Below are 16,345 nucleotides of genomic sequence, written 5' to 3' on the forward strand. Positions count from 1 at the left end.
GCCGCGGCCATCTCAGCCGGCGCGGAAGCGCTGCAGCGCCACCACCAGCGACTCGCCCATCATGCGCAGGAACAGCGTGCCCATGCCGGGATAGAAGCGGTTCGGGTCGTGGCTGCCGACGGCGATCAGACCGACGCCCGGCAGCGGCAGCAGCGCGGTGGACAGCACTTCGCCGACCCGTTCGCCGTACAGCACCTCGTTCTTCTCCGGCTGCAGGCGGCCACAGATCGGCTCGCCGTCCTGCAGGCAGTCGTGGAACGGCGCCAGCCGCGCGTCGCCGGCGGCGATGGCCTGCAGCCAGGGCGCCTGTTCCAGTTCCGGCACCGGCTGCAGGCTGACGATGCGCACCAGGTCGCCGGCGAAATCCTCCTCCAGCGACGCGGCCATCGCGCGCAGGGTGTCGGCGGCGCTGGTCTGGCGCATCAGCGCCAGGGTGAGCTGGTGGGTGCGCACGGCCAGGCGCTCGTTGACCTGCGCGTTGGTGCCCAGGTCGGCCAGCCGCCGCGACAGCTCGCGGTTCTTGTCGCGCAGCACTTCCAGCTGGTAACTGGCCAGCGACGCGGTCGGGCCGTCGTCGCGCGGCACCACCAGGGTCAGCGCCAGGTCGGGGAACTGCTTGAGGAAGCCGGGATGGCGCCGCAGCCAGGCCGCGACTTCATGGGCGCCGATTTTCTCCAGGGTGTCGTTCATCCCATCCACTCTCCATCGAATACGAAAGCCGCCGGGCCGGACATCACGATCTGCGCATCGTCGGCCGGCCACTGGATGCGCAGGTCGCCGCCGGGCAGCGACATCACCGCATCGCGCGCCAGCCGGCCGCGCTGCATCAGCACCACCGCCGCGGCACAGGCGCCGCTGCCGCAGGCCAGGGTCTCGCCGACGCCGCGCTCGAATACGCGCAGGCGCGCGTGGCCGCTGTCCAGTACCTGGGCGAAGCCGACGTTCACCGATTCCGGGAACGAGGCATGCTGCTGCAGCAGCGGCCCGGTCCGCTCCACCGGCGCGGCGTCGATCAGCCCCACTTCCAGCACCGCGTGCGGATTGCCCATCGATACCGCACCGAAGCGCACGTTCTCGCCCTGCAGCGGCACCGCGTATTCCTCGCGCGCGCGCGGGAAACCGATCAGCGGAATGCGCGCCGGCTCGAACTCGGGCAGGCCCATCGCCACCGCGTAATGGTATTCATCCAGCCGGCGCACCGTATGCGTGCGCAGCGGGCTGTCGATAAGGAATTCATCGCCCTGCGCCGCGCCGTCGCGCACCAGCCACGCGGCCACGCAGCGCGCGCCGTTGCCGCACTGCTGCGAGGTGGAACCGTCGGAATTCCAGATGCGGTAGGACGCCACCGAGCCGGCGTCGCGCGGCGGCTCGATGGTCAGGATCTGGTCGCAGCCGACGCCGCGGTGGCGGTCGGCGATGCGCGCGGCCAGGTCGGCGTCCGGCGGCGGACTGCCGTCGCGCAGGTCCAGCACCACGAAATCGTTGCCGGCGCCATGCATCTTGGTGAAACGCAGGCGCGGCAGGGCCGGCCTATTCATGGTCGTGGCCGTCGGCCGCCTTCGGGTCCTGTGCCTGGCTGTCGGCGGGGATGGCGTCGGCGGGCTGCGCGTCGGCCGGCTTCACTTCCTGTTCTTCCACCGGCACCGGTTTCTGCGGCATCACCAGCGGCCCCTTGTTGCCGCAGGCGGTGAGGACCAGCAGCGCGCACGCGGCTGCAACGAGCATCGGAAGGCGGGACGTCTTGTTCATGGCCCGAGTATATCCACTAGCGCGTCGACGCAGCCGCGCCGCCGGGCGCGTCCATTCAGTCATGCTGCCGGCGGCAGCGGGCGCGTCCACAGCCAGGTGCAGACGCAGGCCATGCTGCCGATCGAGAACCACTTCACCCAGGCCAGCGGCACGCACCACAGCATGATCAGCGCGCAGACCAGCATGGTCGCGGTGGCCATCCACTTGCCGCGGCGGCTGACCGCGCCATGCGCCTGCCAGTCGGCGATGGCCTTGCCGAAGCGCGGATGGGTCAGCAGCCAGCGGTGCAGGCGTTCGGAGCCGCGCGAGGCGGCCCAGGCCGCGATCAGCACGAACACCGTGGTCGGCAGCCCCGGCACGAAGATGCCGACGATGCCCACGCCGAGACTGGCATAGGCCAGCAGCCACCAGGCCCAGCGCATGCGTACCGGGCGTCGCTCGGGGGGCGGGGAAGGTTCCGGCATGAGCGGCGCCGTCAGTGCGCCACGTCCAGCTGCGACAGCACGAACGCGTAGGACTCGGCCAGTTCGTGGTAACGCTGGAAGCGGCCGGACTTGCCGCCGTGCCCGGCCTCCATATTGGTGCGGAACACGATTGGGTGCGTGCCGGTGTTGACGTCGCGCAGGCGCGCCACCCACTTGGCCGGCTCCCAGTACTGCACCTGCGAATCCCACAGGCCGGTGCCGACGAATAGCGCCGGGTAGGCCTGCGCGCGCACGTTGTCGTAGGGCGAGTAGCCGAGCATGTAGTCGTAGTAGCGCTTCTGCTCCGGGTTGCCCCACTCGTCGTATTCGTTGGTGGTCAGCGGGATGCTGGCGTCGAGCATGGTGGTGACCACGTCGACGAACGGCACCTGCGCCACCATCACCCGGTAGTCGTCCGGCGCCTGGTTGGCGACCGCCCCCATCAGCAGGCCGCCGGCGCTGCCGCCGGACGCGGCCACCCGGCCCTTCGCCGCCCAGCCCTGCGCCACCAGCGCGCGGGTGACGTCGATGAAGTCGTTGAAGGTGTTCTGCTTGTTGAGCAGCTTGCCGTCCTCGTACCAGTGGCGGCCCATCTCCTCGCCGCCGCGGATGTGGGCGATGGCGTAGACCATGCCGCGGTCGAGCAGGCTGACCACGCTCTGGTTGAAGTACGGGTCCATCGACATGCCGTAGCTGCCGTAGGCGTACTGGTACAGCGCGGCGCTGCCGTCCTTGTTGAAGCCCTTCTTGTAGACCAGCGACACCGGCACGCGTGCGCCGTCGCGTGCGTCCACCCATACCCGCTCGGTGACGTACAGCGACGGGTCGTAGCCGATCACCGGCTGCTGCTTGAGCTGGCGGCGCTCGCCGGTCTTCACGTTGAGCTCGTAGGTGGTGGACGGCGTGGTCAGCGAGGTGTAGCTGTAGCGCAGCCAGTCGGTCTCCGGCTCGGCGTTGACCGACAGGCCCATCGAATAGGCCGGCTCGTCGGCCTTGACGAACTCGCTGCGGCCGTCGCCGAACAGCAGGCGCACGCGCTCCAGCGCCTCGGCGCGCTCGGCGATGGCGGTGAAACCGTCGAACAGCTCGAAGCCTTCCACCAGCACCTGCGGATCGTGCGTCACCCAGTCCTGCCACTGCGCCCGCGAGGTGGCGCCGTCCGGCGCGGTGACCAGCTTGAAGTTCTTCGCGCCGTCGGCGTTGGTGCGGATCACCCAGCGGCCGTGGAAATGGTCGGCGTCGTATTCCACATCGCGCGCGCGCGGCGCCAGTATGGTGAACGCCTGCGGGTCGGCGGCCGGCGCGTAGCGCAGCTCCGAGGACACGGTGCTGTCCACGCCGATGGTGATGTAGCGGTCGTCGCGGGTGCGGCCCACGCCCATGTAGAAGCTGTCGTCCTCTTCCTCGTAGACCAGCGCGTCGCTGCTGGCCGGCGTGCCCAGCACGTGCTTCTTCACCCGCACGGTGAGCAGCGTTTCCGGGTCGTTCTCGACGTAGAACAGGGTGCGGTTGTCGTCGGCCCACACCACGTTCGCCGACACGCCCTGGATCACGTCCGGCAGCGCTTCGCCGGTGACCAAGTCCTTGAAGCGGATCGTGTACTGGCGGCGGCCGACGTCGTCCTCGGCCCAGGCCAGCAGGCGGTTGTCCTGGCTCACTTCCATGTCGTCCACGGCGAAGTAGCCCTTGCCGGCGGCCATGGCGTTCAGGTCCAGCAGCACTTCCTCCGGCGCCTGCATGTCGCCCTTGCGGCGTGCGTGGACCGGGTAGTCCTTGCCGGTCTCGTAGCGGGTGTAATACCAGTAGCCGCGCTCGCGGTACGGCACGCTGGCGTCGTCCTGCTTGATGCGGCCGACGATCTCGCCGTAAAGCGTGTCCTGCAGTGGCTTGAGCGGCGCCATCAGCGCATCGGTGTAGGCGTTCTCGGCGGCGAGGTAGGCCAGCATCGCCGGGTCCTTGCGCTCGTCGTCGCGCAGCCAGTAGTACTCGTCCTCGCGGACCGCGCCGAACGGCGCCTTGACCGGGTGGGGACGCTTCTGGGCGTCGGGCGGAACGGGCGGGGAGGCGACGGCGGTATTCATCATCAGGCTTGCGACCAACAGGCAGAGGGCGGGTTTCATGCACGGGCTCCGTGTGGACGGCACGCGGCCGCCCGGGCGATGGCCGACAGTGTGCCATGGGAGCGGAGGCCGGCACCGCCGCGCCGGGCCGCAGCGGGGGCCTATGATGTCGGCGATGAACGCCCCCGCCCCCACGCCGTCCGGCTACAGCCGGCGCAGCCACGAGATCGCCCCGTTCCACGTCATGTCGCTGCTGGCGCGCGCCAACGCGCTGGAACAGGCCGGCTTCGATGTGATCCACCTGGAGATCGGCGAGCCCGATTTCACCACCGCCGAACCCATCGTGCGCGCCGGCCAGGCCGCGCTGGCCGCCGGCCATACCCGCTACACCGCCGCGCGCGGCCTGCCGGCGCTGCGCCAGGCCATCGCCGGCTTCTACCGCAGCCGCCACCGGCTGGACATCGATCCCGAGCGCATCCTGGTCACGCCCGGCGGCTCGGGCGCGCTGCTGCTGGCCTCGAGCCTGCTGGTCGATCCCGGCCGGCACTGGCTGCTGGCCGATCCGGGCTACCCGTGCAACCGCCATTTCCTGCGGCTGGTGGAAGGCGCCGCGCAGCTGGTACCGGTCGGCCCGGACAACGGTTACCAGCTCACTCCCGAACTGATCGACCGGCACTGGAACGCAGGCAGCGTCGGCGCGCTGGTCGCCTCGCCCGCCAATCCCACCGGCACCACGCTCGATGCCGCGCAGCTGGCCGCGCTGTCGGCCGCGTTGAAGGCGCGCGGCGGCCACCTGGTGGTGGACGAGATCTACCACGGCCTGACCTACGGCTTCGACGCCCCCAGCGTGCTGGAAGTGGACGATGGCGCCTTCGTGCTCAACAGCTTCTCCAAGTACTTCGGCATGACCGGCTGGCGCCTGGGCTGGCTGGTCGCGCCGCCGGCGGCGGTGCCCGAACTGGAGAAGCTGGCGCAGAACCTGTACATCAGCGCGCCGTCGATGGCGCAGCATGCCGCGCTGGCCTGCTTCGCGCCGGAGACGATCGCCATCTTCGAGCAGCGCCGCGAACGGTTCCGCGAGCGTCGCGACTACCTGCTGCCGGCGCTGCGCGGGCTGGGCTTCCGCATCGACGTCGAGCCGCAGGGCGCGTTCTACCTGTACTGCGACGTGAGCGCGTTCACCGACGACGCGCAGGCCTTCTGCGCGCATTTCCTGGAGACCGAGCACGTGGCGTTCACGCCGGGGCTGGACTTCGGCCACCACCGCGCAAACCAGCACGTGCGCATCGCCTATACGCAGGACGTGTCGCGGCTGCAGGAGGCGGTGGCGCGGATCGGACGCGGCTTGGAGAGCTGGGAAAACCCGCCGCGGTAGCGTCGCACCGCCGCAGCTTCCGGGCACCGTTGTGGTTGGCGCATCGCCACGCGCCCGTACTTTGCCGCGCAATGCCACCCTCCCGCAGCAACCCGCAGGGCGGCGACACCGGTGGTGCCGGCCGCTGGCCGGCAATCTCATGGGCCTTCGGGAAAGCGGCAGGACGATCGTCCTCACGACGAAGCCCCCCAGTGTTTCCATCACGGATGGCGGCAACAGAATCCGCGCAACGCACCGGCCAGCGGCCGGCACTCCCCGAAACGACAACGCCACCTTTCGGTGGCGTTGTCGTTTTCGACCATGCGCAGGTGGGCTCACCCGCGGCGGATCACTTCTTGCTCAGCTGCTCCCACAGGAAGCTGTACGCCAGCGCCGACATGTGCGCGGCCTGCGCGTTGTTCGCCGCGCCGCCGTGGCCGCCTTCGATGTTTTCGTAGTAGGTCACGTTCTTGCCGGCGTCGATCATCTTGGCCGCCATCTTGCGGGCGTGGCCCGGATGCACGCGGTCGTCGCGGGTGGAGGTGGTGAACAGCACCGGCGGGTAGTCCTTGGCCGGGTCGAACAGGTGGTAGGGGGAGAAGGTCTGGATGAACTCCCAGTCGGCGGTGTCCGGGTTGCCGTACTCGGCCATCCACGAGGCGCCGGCCAGCAGGTGGCTGTAGCGCTTCATGTCCAGCAGCGGCACCTGCACCACCACCGCACCGAACAGTTCCGGGTACTGGGTGAGCATGTTGCCGGTGAGCAGGCCGCCGTTGCTGCCGCCCTGCACGCCCAGATGCTTGGCCGAGGTGATCTTGCGGCTGGCAAGGTCCTGCGCCACCGCCGCCATGTCCTCGTAGGCCTTGTGGCGGTTCTGCTTCAGCGCCGCCTGGTGCCAGCGCGGGCCGTACTCGCCGCCGCCGCGGATGTTGGCCACGACGTACACGCCGCCCTTTTCCAGCCACGCGCGGCCCATGCCGCCGGAGTAGGCCGGGGTCAGCGAGATCTCGAAGCCGCCGTAGCCGTACAGCAGGGTCGGGTTGGAGCCGTCCAGCTTCATGTCCTTGCCGTGCACCACGAAGTACGGCACGCGGGTGCCGTCCTTGCTGGTGGCGAAGTGCTGCTCGATCACCTTGCCGCTGGCGTCGAAGAACGCCGGCATGGTCTTGAGCACTTCCGGCGGCTGGCCGATCTGCGCCAGCGCCAGCGTGGTCGGGGTCAGGTAGTCGGTGACGGTCATCCACACCGCGTCGCTGTCGTCCGGGTCCACCGCGCCGACACCGATGGTGCCGAACGCCGGGGCGCCGGTGAAGTCGCTGCGGGTCCAGCCATCGGCACCGTGCGTGAGCACCGACAGCCGGTTCTTGACGTCGTCCAGCACGTTCAGCACGACGTGGTTCTTCGTCCACGCCACGCCGGCCAGCGAGGTGGTGTCGGTCGGCGCGAACAGCACGTCGAACGCGCGCTTGCCGGCCATGAAGTCGTCGAACTTCGTCGCCAGCAGCGAGCCGGCGGCATAGGTCCTGCCGCCCACGGTCCACGGCTCGCGCAGTTCCAGGGTCAGCCATTGCCGGCGCACGCCCTTCTCGGCCGAATTGGGCGCGTCGACCTTGGTCAGCTTGCCGTCGGCGCCGAGCACGAACAGCTCGTTGTTGTAGAAGGCGATGGTGCGGCTGACGAAGTCGCGCTCGAAGCCCGGGGTGTCGTCGTGCATCGCCGCGATGTACATGTCCTCCGGCGTGCCTTCGTACACCGGGGTGGCCGCCGACATCGGCGTGCCGCGCTTCCAGCGCTTGACCACGCGCGGATAGCCGGAGGTGGTCATCGTGCCGTCGCCGAAATCGGTGTAGACGAACACGTTGTCCTGGTCGATCCAGCCCAGGCCGCCCTTGGCTTCCGGACGGAAGAAGCCGTCCTTGATCCATTCCTTCTTCGCGACGTCGAACTCGCGGGTGACATCGGCGTCGGCGCCGCCGCGCGACAGCGCGACCAGGCAGCGGGTGTACTGCGGGCGCAGGCAGTTGGCGCCGTGCCACACCCAGTTCTCGCCCTCGGCCTTGTTCAGCGCGTCCAGGTCCAGCACGGTTTCCCACAGCGGCTCGGCCTTGCGATATTCCACCAGGGTGGTGCGGCGCCAGACGCCGCGCTCGTGCTGCTTGTCCTTCCAGAAGTTGTAGTAGTAGTCGCCGATCTTCTCGACGCCGGGGATCTTGGCGTCCGAATCCAGCACCGCGCGGATGCCGGTCTCCATCGCCTTGAACTGCGGGCTCTGCGCCAGCCGCGCCTCGGCCTTGGCGTTCTGTTCCTTCACCCAGGCCAGCGGCTTGTCGCCGGTGACGTCTTCCAGCCAGGCGTACTTGTCCTGGTCGGCGTCAGCGGCCATGGCGGCCCCGGACAGGCTTGCGGAAATCAGGCCCGCGGCGAGGCAGGCGGAAGTGAATCGGGACATGAGGGCTCCACGCGGTCATAGGCCGCGCACGCTAGCACAGCCCCTATGCGGCCTTCCCCTGTCGAAGGTCAGGCCGCCCGCACCGCCGTCCCGCGGCGCGCATGGCGCAGGCGCCGGGCCTGCGGCCGCTGCCGGTTGCCGGCGCCCTGCCGCCGCGTGCGCCAGGCCGCGGGCAGGCGGAACCGGTACAGCGCCCACCACGCGCTCAACGGCATGCCCAGCAGCCACAGCGGCAGCCAGCCGATCCATGCGCTGCTGCCGCGCATGGCCGGCCATACCAGCACCAGGGCCAGTCCGGCGAGCGCGGCCTGCCTGACGCAACGCAGCACGCGCGGATCGGGATGTTCGACGGTATTGCGGCGGGACGACTGGGCCATGACACGCTCCGGTAACGGGTTCGGGCGCATGCTGCCGGCCGCCCATCTCAGAGGTTGCGACCGGGCATTGACGCATCCATCGCCGCCCATCGAACATGCTGGCGTCACCCTCCCTGGCGCTCCACCCCGCAATGCGACCCATCCCAGCGTTCCTGTCCGCCCTGTTGCTGAGCCTCACCCTGCCGCTGGCGCCGGCCCTGGCGCAGGATCCCGCGCCGGTCACCGCCGATGCCGAGGGCATCGCCGAGGGCCCGATCGACCTGCAACGCTTCATGGGCCGCTGGTACGTGATCGGACGGGTGCCGAATTTCGTCGAGCGCGGCCATGTCGCCAGCGTCAACACCTACACCCTGCGCGGCGACGACCGGGTGTCCATCCGCTACCAGTACCGCGACGGTTTCGACGCGCCGGAAGAGGAAATGGAGCTGCGCGCGCGCGTGGACGCGGACAGCGGCAACCGCCGCTGGCGCACCTGGTTCTACAAGGTGGTGCCGACCCATTCGCGCATCCTGGAAGTGGCGCCGGACTATTCCTGGGCGCTGATCGGCTATCCGGGCCGCGAGATGGCGTGGATCTTCGCCCGCGAGCCGGACATGGACGCCGCGCTGTACCGGCAGCTGGCGCTGCGCCTGCGCGACCGCTACGAGGTCAACACCGACAAGCTCAAGCGCGTGCCGCAGCATCCCGCGCAGGTGGGCAGGCTGGGCTTCGAGGTTCCCAACCAGAAGTGAGCCAACGTCCGCGCGGCGGAATAAGGCGCGCTTGACCTGCATCAACCGCCGCCCGCGGGCGGCGCCCTAGCATGGCGGTCCTCCGGCTCGGACAGCACCATGCGCAACGACCGCACCGCGACCCCCGATCCACGCCAGGACCGGCAGCCATGAACGCCTGGCTCGACCGCCTGGTGCTGGCCTGCGCGCGCCACGCGATCGACCGGGTCGACGACGGCGTGGTGGAACTGTTCGCCGGCCGCCAGCGGCTGGCCGCCATCGCCGGCCGCGCCAAGGCGCACGCCGGCCTGTGCCGGCACGATCCCGAACGCGAACGCGCCGTGCTCGAACGCGCGCGGCGGCGCGCGCACCGCCGCGGCCTGGAAGGCGAGAGCGTGGAGCCGGTGATACGGACGCTGATCGCCCAGGCCCACCGCCGCCAACTCTCACCGGCCGTTTCCCCGCCCTTCGTCGAAGGCACCGCCATGTCCATTGCCGCCCCGTCCCCTGTCGCCACCGGCCTGCTGCGCTGGCTGCCGCCGCCGCGCTACTGGTGCCCGCTGCTGTCGCGCATCCCGGCCTCGGTGCATGCCCGGGTGGTGCCGCGCGTGCTCGGACGCGCCGTCTCCGCGCCGGGGGTGCTGCGCAGCCTGGAGGCCGTCGAAGGCCGGCGGATCGGCATCGAGGTGCGCGACCTCGGCCTGCGCTGGGTGATCGAACTGGCCGATGGCCAGCTGCGCATGGCGGACGGCGAAGCCGAAGCCACGATCCGCGGCAGCGCCACCGACCTGCTGCTGCTCGCCAGCCGCCAGGAGGACGCCGATACCCTATTCTTCCAGCGCCGCCTGGAACTGACCGGCGACACCGAACTGGGCCTGCTGCTGCGCAACCTGCTCGACCGCATGCCCTGGGAAGAGGTACCGCTGGCGCTGCGCATCGCGCTGCAGCGGAGCAGCCGCCTGCTGCAGGGCGCGCGCCAGGCCCACGCCCTGCGGCACTGAGCGCATGCGTCCCGCCCCGGTATTCCGGTGCGGGACGCATGGCGTTCAGCCCGCCATCCGCATCCCGGGTTCGCCGTGCCAGTAGCCGTTGCGCTGGCCGATGCGCGCAGGCGCCACCGGGCTGCGGCGCGCGGCGTCGAAATGCCGCACCACCGCCTCCATGCCCTCGGCCTGCGGGTAGAGGCGCAGGATGTCCACGCCCAGCGCGCGCAGCTCCGGCAGCTCCGGGCCGAGGTCGGTGACCTCCTCGCCCTGCACCGAGATGCCGTTGATGCGCAGGAACGGGCGCCCGTCGCGGGTGGCCAGCGGCATGCCGTCCGGGTGTTCGATGCAGCGGAAGCCGCACTGGTCCTTGGGCACGTCCAGCGCGCGGGCGGTGAAGCAGCGCGCCGAATACGACAGCGGCAGCCGTCCCCACGCGGTCACCTCCAGCTCGGGCATCGCGCCGCCGCCGGCGACATGGGCGTCGGCCAGCTCGCCGATCAGCACGCGGCCCTGCTCCACGCCGGGCACCCAGCGGCGCAGGCCGTCCTCGGCCAGCATCGCCAGCGCGCGGTGGTTGTAGACGTTGAGCGACGGCCCGGCCACGAACGGGCGGCTTTTCTCGCGGCACAACTGCACCGCCGACAGGTCGTTGGCCTCGATCCAGAAGCCGCCGTGCGAGATCTGCCGGTCGAGCACGCCCAGTTCGGACTCGGCCTCGATCAGCGCCAGCGTGGACAGCACGATCTGCTTGCCGGACGCGGCCAGTTCCCCGGCCAGCGCCAGCCAGTCCGCGGTGCGCAGCTCGCGGCGCTTGCTGCACACGGTCTCGCCGAGATAGACGATGTCCAGCGGCCAGTGGATCGCCTGGCGGTAGAACGCCAGCGTGCGCTCGCGCGGCCAGAAGTATTGCAGCGGACCCAGGCTGAGTTTCATCGTCGTCCCCTCAGTGCCAGGCGCGGTGGTACGGGCCGAGCGTGGTCTGGTGACCCTCGGCGTGGCGCGCCAGTTCGGCCTGCCATTCGGACCGCGGCCGCCAGTGCGCGGCGTCGGCGGCAAGCTGGTCGATGGCCTTGCGCCAGGTGCGGGTGACCGAACCGACATAGGCCACGCCGCGCTGGCGGCCTTCGATCTTCAGCGCGGCCACGCCGATCTGCTGCAATCGCGGCAGCAGCTCCATCGTGTTGAGGCTGGTGGGCTCCTCCAGCGCATGGAATATCTCGTCGCCGACCTCGAAGCGACCCTTGCACACGGTGGGATAGCCGGCCGGCTCCGCCGGCCTGAATTCGTCGATCAGCACATCGTTCAGGCGCACGCCGCGGCTGCCGTCGGAACGTTCCTCCCAGCGCACGAACTTCGCCGGCGAGCACACGCCGTGGCGGTTGGGCGAGGCGCCGGTGACGTAGCTGGAAAGCTGGCAGCGGCCTTCCACCATGATGCACAGGCTGCCGAAGGCGAATACCTCCAGCGCCACCGGCGACTTCTCGCACAACCGCTCGACCTGCTGGATCGACAGCACCCGCGGCAGCACCGCGCGGCTGATGCCGAAGCGCTCGTGCGCGTAGCGCAGCGCCGGCACGGTGGTGGCCGAGCCCTGCACCGACAGGTGGCGCGGCAGCTGCGGATGCGTGCGCGCGGCGTAGTCGAGCACCGCCATCTCGGCGGCGATGATGGCGTCGGCGCCCAGCGCGGCGGCCTTGTCCACGGCGGCGTGCCAGATCTTCAGGCGCGCGCTGTCGGGATAGGTGTTCAGCGCCAGGTAGACGCTGGCGCCATGGGCATGGGCGTACCGGATGCCGGCGCGCAGTTCGTCATCGGAGAAGTTGAGCCCGGGAAACGCGCGCGCGTTGGTCTGGTCGCGGAAACCGGCATAGACCGCGTTGGCGCCCGCGTCCACCGCCGCCTGCAGGGCCGGCAGGTTGCCGGCGGGACATACCAGTTGCATGCGCAGGCTCCGGCCCGTGGGAGCCGGCATGATCCTGCCGGTGGCCGCGTGCGTCCTTGACATGGGTCAAGCAGCCGCCGCGCGGCGTTGACGTGGATCATGGGCGCCCTGCCGCACGCGTGGGATGCTGCGCCGCAGATGGGCATCGGCCCATCGCCCCGGAGAAGACGATGCGCCGCACGATCCTGCTTTCCGCCCCCATGCTCATCCTTGCAGGCGCGCTTTCCGCGCAGCCGGCCGTGGCGCAGTCGGCGCACGATGCGCATGCCGCGCACGCGCATGCAGCCGCCGCCACAACGCCGGTACCCGGGCAGCGCTGGCCCGCCGACGCGCCGCTGCGCGAGGGCATGCGCGGCATCCGCGTCGCGGTGCAGGCGCTGGAGCACTACGAGCACGGCCACATGGGCATCGCCCAGGCCGGCAGCACCGTGGCGCTGATCGACACCGCGGTCGACGGCATCTTCGCCAACTGCAGGCTGGAACCCGACGCCGACGTGGCGCTGCACGGCCTGCTGGCGCGGTTCCTGGCCGGTGCCGAGGCGGTGCGCACATCGCCGCAGGTGCCGGTGCAGGAGATCGCGGACATGCGTTCGGCGCTGGCACGTTACCCGCAGCTGTTCGACGATCCGGCGTGGAATGCCGCGGCGGACTGATCAGTCCGCCATCGCCGTGCGCCACAGCGCATCCACGCGCCGCTCCACCTCCGGGTCGAGCCGGATCGGCCGACTCCAGGTGCGGCTGGTCTCCGCGGGCCACTTGTGGGTGGCGTCCAGCCCGAGCTTGGACCCAAGGTTCGGCGTCGGGCTGGAAAAATCCAGGTAATCGATCGGCGTGTTCTCCACCAGCATGCTGTCGCGCGCCGGGTCCACCCGCGTGGAGATCGCCCAGATCACCTGCGGCCAGTCGCGCACGTCGATGTCCTCGTCGGTGACGATCACGAACTTGGTATAGGTGAACTGGCGCAGGTAGGACCACACGCCCATCATGACCCGCCGCGCATGGCCGGGGTACTGCTTGCGGATGCTCACCACCGCGACGCGGTAGGAGCACGCTTCCGGCGGCAGGTAGAAATCCACGATCTCGGGGAACACCTTGCGCAGGATCGGCACGAACACGTCGTTCAGCGCCATCGACAGCACCGACGGTTCGTCGTGCGGCGCGCGCCCCATGTAGCTGCCGTGGTAGATCGCGCCGGCGCGCAGGCGCATGCGTTCGATGGTGAGCACCGGGAACGTGTCTTGGGCGTTGTAGTAGCCGGTGTGGTCGCCGAACGGGCCCTCCAGCGCGGTGTCGCCGGGGTGGATGAAGCCTTCCAGCAGGATCTCCGCGCCGGCCGGCGCGTCCAGGCCGGTCAGGACGCTGCGCCAGACGCGGGTGCGCGAGGCGCGCAGCAGGCCGGCGAATTCGTATTCGGACAGCGTGTCGGGCAGCGGCGCCACCGCGGCCAGCAGGGTCGCCGGATCGGCACCGATCGCCACCAGCACCGGGAACGGCTGGCCGGGGCGCGCGGCCTGCCAGTCGGCGAAATCCAGCGCGCCGCCGCGGTGCGGCAGCCAGCGCATGATCACCCGGTTGCGGCCGATCACCTGCTGCCGGTAGATCGCCACGTTCTGCCGCGCTTGGCGCGTGCCGCGGGTGACCACCAGGCCGAAGGTGATCAGCCGGCCGGCATCCTCCGGCCAGCAGCGCTGCACCGGCAGCACGCCAAGATCGACGTCCTCGCCGCTGCGCACCTCTTCGTCGAACGCGGCCTCGTCCACCCGCCGCGGCGCCACGTGCGCCAGCTGCGCCAGTTCCGGCCACTGCGCCAGCGCCTGGCGCAGGTTGCCGGGCCAGCGCGGTTCCTTGATCGCGGCCAGCAGCTCGCCGAGTTCGCGCAGCGACGCCAGCGGCCGCCCGGCCATGGCCAGTTCGATCCGGCGGCGGTGGCCGAACAGGTTGCCCAGCAGCCGATGCGCCGAGCCGGCGGCCGGCATCAGCAGCGCCGGCCCCTGCGCCTGCAGCGCGCGCAGGCACAGCGCCGTGCTTTCCAGTTCCGGGTCCACCGGCACGGAGAGTTCGCGCAGCTGGTCGCGTGCGCGCAGGTGCCGCAGGAAACCGCGCAGATCGTGGAAGGCCATGCGGCGGCTCCGTGCCATCGGGGCCACCGATTCTGGCGAGGGCGCCGCCGCCGACCCATGACCTGGGTCAAGCGGGCCGGCGTTGCCGCGCGGTCGGCCTCAGTCGTAGTTGCTCAGCGCCAGCGACAGCAGCGCCTTGGCCTGCTCGCGCAGCGACGGCGGTTCGACGATCTCCGCGTCCGAACCGTAGTGCAGCACGTCCATCAGCAGTTCGCGCGAGACGCTGTAGGGCACCTTCAGCTCGTAACGGCCGTCGGCCAGGAAGCGGCCCTGCTGCTTCGAGTGCCAGTGCTCGTCGGCCACCCAGCGCGCGGCCTTGGCGCTGAACACGATGGTCGCCCAGCCCTTGGGCGCGCCGGAGAAGATGCCGTAGCCGGCGCCCAGCTGTTCGTCCAACTCGCTGTCGGGGATGTCGCGCGCGGCCTGGTCGATCACCCGCGCCTTGTGGATGCGGTCCACGGCGAAGCTGCGCAGCGCCTCGCGGCCGTGGTCCCAGGCGTCCAGGTACCAGTTGTCGCGGTAATGGGTGATGCGCTGCGGCGAGACGGTGCGCCGGGTGACCTCGTCGGTCGAGCGCGCACGGTAGTCGAAGGACAGCTGGCGGCGTTCGAGCACGCCCGAGGCCACGGTGCGGAAGCTGGCCTCGTCGAGCTTGCGGCCGCGGTGCGGGATCACCCGCACCCGCTCCACCGGCCACGACGAGGCGCCGGCCTGGGCCGCCAGCAGGCTTTCGATGCGCTGCTGCAGCGGCGCCAGCACCGAGGACAGCACGCCGCCGCCGGTACGCGCCAGCAGGTGCTGGGAAGCCAGCAGCGCGTGCAGTTCCTCCGAGCTGAGCCACAGCCCGGGCAGCTCGAAGCGGTCGCTTTCCCCGCTCTGGTAGCGGAAGCCGGCCTCGCCGTCGCCCTCCACCGGCGCCATCAGGGCGTCGCGCAGGAAGGCCAGGTCGCGGTAGACCGTGGCACGTGAACAGCCCAGTTCTTCCTGCAGGCGCGCCACCGTGATCGGGTAGCGGGCGGACTTGAGCAGGCGATGCAGTGCGTTGATGCGTTCGTAGCGGTCCATGGCCCGATTATGTCCGACTCGGCGGTGAATGGCGCGCGGCCGGCGCACCGCCAGGCTTAACCGGGGGCGAAGCGGCCCCGGGGACGCGGCTGGCGCGGCGGAGGCATCCGGTATCATGAAAACGGTTCCCGTTCCCGCCTTCTCCCTGGAGACTTCCCGATGTCCCTGCGTGTTTCCCTGCTCCTGCCGCTGCTGTTGTGCGCCCCGATGGCGTGGGCGGACGATGCCTCCGACCCTGCCGCGATGACCTCGCCGTGGAGCGGCAGCGGCGGCGAACTCGGCTTCGCCTCGGCGCGCGGCAACAGCACCACCGAAAGCCTCAACGGCCGCCTGAAGCTGCGCTACACCGACGACGACTGGGTGCACAGCATGGACCTGTTCGGCCTGCGCTCCAGCGCCGAGTACACGCAGACCACCGACGACGGCGGCACCTACCGCAAGCGCCAGACCACCGCCAACCGCTACACCGCCGGCGCCGGCAGCGCGCTGCAGCTGGGCGAACACCGCCAGCTGACCGCCACCGTGCGCTACGAAAGCGACGATTTCGCCACCTACGACCGCCAGGGCAGCTTCGGCCTGGGCTACGGCACGCGGCTGATCGACGGCGAGCGCCTGGTCCTGGACAGCCAGATCGGCCCCGGCGTGCGCCGTTCGCACAATTCCGAGACCGACGAGAACCGCACCGGCCTGATCGGCCGCGGCCTGTTCGACCTGAAATTCGGCCTCACCGACAACACCGACCTGGTGAACACCCTGCTGGTCGAGTCCGGCTCGTACAACACCTTCGCGCAGAACGATTTCGGCGTCTCGGTGGCGATGAACAGCCATTTCGCGCTCAAGGCCGGCTGGCAGGCCCGCTACAACAGCGACGTGGCCGAGAACAAGCGCAAGACCGACACCCTGGCCACGATGAACGTGGTCTACAGCTTCAAGTGAGAAGCCGGGAACGGGGAACAGGAACCCGGGAATGACGGCGCAACGCGGCACTTGCCGCCGGGCCGGGGGATGATCCCCCGCGGCGCGCCTTGAGCCCCCGCCGCACTTCCATTCCCCGTTCCCTGTTCCCCGT

The 16,345-nt window shown here is 70.4% G+C and carries 16 protein-coding genes; 5 read left to right on the forward strand and 11 right to left on the reverse strand.

The window, feature by feature from the left end; genetic code table 11:
• Positions 1 to 12 precede the first annotated feature (12 nt).
• Genes CQ393_RS08285 through CQ393_RS08305 form a run of 5 tightly spaced genes read right to left on the reverse strand, consistent with a single transcriptional unit; the run spans position 13 to position 4,333 of the window.
• Positions 13 to 690, reverse strand: a complete 678-nt coding sequence (locus CQ393_RS08285; RefSeq protein ID WP_153191079.1) for a DUF484 family protein — start codon at positions 688 to 690, stop codon at positions 13 to 15.
• A complete protein-coding gene (dapF, locus tag CQ393_RS08290; protein ID WP_153191080.1) occupies positions 687 to 1,538 on the reverse strand; it encodes a diaminopimelate epimerase in 852 nt (283 codons plus the stop codon). The genes CQ393_RS08285 and dapF overlap by 4 nt, the downstream gene beginning before the upstream one ends.
• A complete protein-coding gene (locus CQ393_RS08295) occupies positions 1,531 to 1,749 on the reverse strand; it encodes a lipoprotein (protein WP_153191081.1) in 219 nt (72 codons plus the stop codon). Before CQ393_RS08295 ends, dapF begins: the two co-directional genes overlap by 8 nt.
• A 59-nt stretch (positions 1,750 to 1,808) precedes the next feature.
• Complete coding sequence (locus tag CQ393_RS08300) at positions 1,809 to 2,213, reverse strand: YbaN family protein (protein ID WP_153191082.1); 405 nt, start codon at positions 2,211 to 2,213, stop codon at positions 1,809 to 1,811.
• Positions 2,214 to 2,224: 11 nt separating this feature from the next.
• Positions 2,225 to 4,333, reverse strand: a complete 2,109-nt coding sequence (locus tag CQ393_RS08305) for a S9 family peptidase (protein WP_153191083.1) — start codon at positions 4,331 to 4,333, stop codon at positions 2,225 to 2,227.
• A 115-nt stretch (positions 4,334 to 4,448) separates the two neighbouring features.
• Here CQ393_RS08305 and CQ393_RS08310 point away from each other — a divergent pair, with 115 nt between their 5' ends.
• Positions 4,449 to 5,648: a pyridoxal phosphate-dependent aminotransferase gene (locus CQ393_RS08310; protein ID WP_153191084.1), complete on the forward strand. Its 1,200-nt coding sequence runs from the start codon at positions 4,449 to 4,451 to the stop codon at positions 5,646 to 5,648.
• A 328-nt stretch (positions 5,649 to 5,976) separates the two neighbouring features.
• Here CQ393_RS08310 and CQ393_RS08315 read toward each other — a convergent pair whose 3' ends face one another.
• Positions 5,977 to 8,076, reverse strand: a complete 2,100-nt coding sequence (locus CQ393_RS08315; RefSeq protein WP_153191085.1) for a prolyl oligopeptidase family serine peptidase — start codon at positions 8,074 to 8,076, stop codon at positions 5,977 to 5,979.
• Positions 8,077 to 8,144: 68 nt separating this feature from the next.
• Entirely contained in the window at positions 8,145 to 8,453 is a 309-nt protein-coding gene (locus tag CQ393_RS08320; protein ID WP_153191086.1) for a hypothetical protein, read from the reverse strand.
• A 131-nt stretch (positions 8,454 to 8,584) separates the two neighbouring features.
• On the opposite strand from CQ393_RS08320, the gene CQ393_RS08325 reads away from it, so the two are divergent.
• Both CQ393_RS08325 and CQ393_RS08330 read left to right on the forward strand, forming a co-directional pair.
• Complete coding sequence (locus CQ393_RS08325; protein WP_153191087.1) at positions 8,585 to 9,184, forward strand: lipocalin family protein; 600 nt, start codon at positions 8,585 to 8,587, stop codon at positions 9,182 to 9,184.
• Between the two features lie 149 nt (positions 9,185 to 9,333).
• A complete protein-coding gene (locus CQ393_RS08330) occupies positions 9,334 to 10,164 on the forward strand; it encodes an SCP2 sterol-binding domain-containing protein (RefSeq protein ID WP_153191088.1) in 831 nt (276 codons plus the stop codon).
• 45 nt (positions 10,165 to 10,209) lie between these two features.
• On the opposite strand, the gene CQ393_RS08335 is transcribed toward CQ393_RS08330, so the two are convergent.
• Positions 10,210 to 11,082, reverse strand: coding sequence for a U32 family peptidase (locus tag CQ393_RS08335; protein WP_153191089.1), 873 nt, complete (start codon positions 11,080 to 11,082; stop codon positions 10,210 to 10,212).
• 10 nt (positions 11,083 to 11,092) lie between these two features.
• Positions 11,093 to 12,091 carry a peptidase U32 family protein gene (locus CQ393_RS08340; RefSeq protein ID WP_153191090.1) on the reverse strand — a complete coding sequence of 333 codons (999 nt, stop codon included), beginning with the start codon at positions 12,089 to 12,091 and terminating at the stop codon, positions 11,093 to 11,095.
• A gap of 170 nt (positions 12,092 to 12,261) precedes the next feature.
• Between CQ393_RS08340 and CQ393_RS08345 the strand changes: the two genes are divergently transcribed.
• Positions 12,262 to 12,744, forward strand: a complete 483-nt coding sequence (locus CQ393_RS08345) for a DnrO protein (protein ID WP_153191091.1) — start codon at positions 12,262 to 12,264, stop codon at positions 12,742 to 12,744.
• On the opposite strand, the gene CQ393_RS08350 is transcribed toward CQ393_RS08345, so the two are convergent.
• Both CQ393_RS08350 and CQ393_RS08355 read right to left on the reverse strand, forming a co-directional pair.
• Positions 12,745 to 14,211, reverse strand: coding sequence for a UbiD family decarboxylase (locus CQ393_RS08350; RefSeq protein ID WP_153191092.1), 1,467 nt, complete (start codon positions 14,209 to 14,211; stop codon positions 12,745 to 12,747).
• A gap of 99 nt (positions 14,212 to 14,310) precedes the next feature.
• Positions 14,311 to 15,276 (reverse strand): YafY family protein, encoded by a 966-nt coding sequence (locus tag CQ393_RS08355; protein ID WP_153191093.1) that lies wholly within the window; start codon positions 15,274 to 15,276, stop codon positions 14,311 to 14,313.
• Positions 15,277 to 15,483: 207 nt separating this feature from the next.
• On the opposite strand from CQ393_RS08355, the gene CQ393_RS08360 reads away from it, so the two are divergent.
• Positions 15,484 to 16,212, forward strand: a complete 729-nt coding sequence (locus CQ393_RS08360; RefSeq protein WP_228114369.1) for a DUF481 domain-containing protein — start codon at positions 15,484 to 15,486, stop codon at positions 16,210 to 16,212.
• Positions 16,213 to 16,345 lie beyond the last annotated feature (133 nt).

The sequence above is a fragment of the Stenotrophomonas sp. MYb238 genome (assembly GCF_009496535.1).
In the GTDB taxonomy this organism is placed as follows: domain Bacteria; phylum Pseudomonadota; class Gammaproteobacteria; order Xanthomonadales; family Xanthomonadaceae; genus Stenotrophomonas.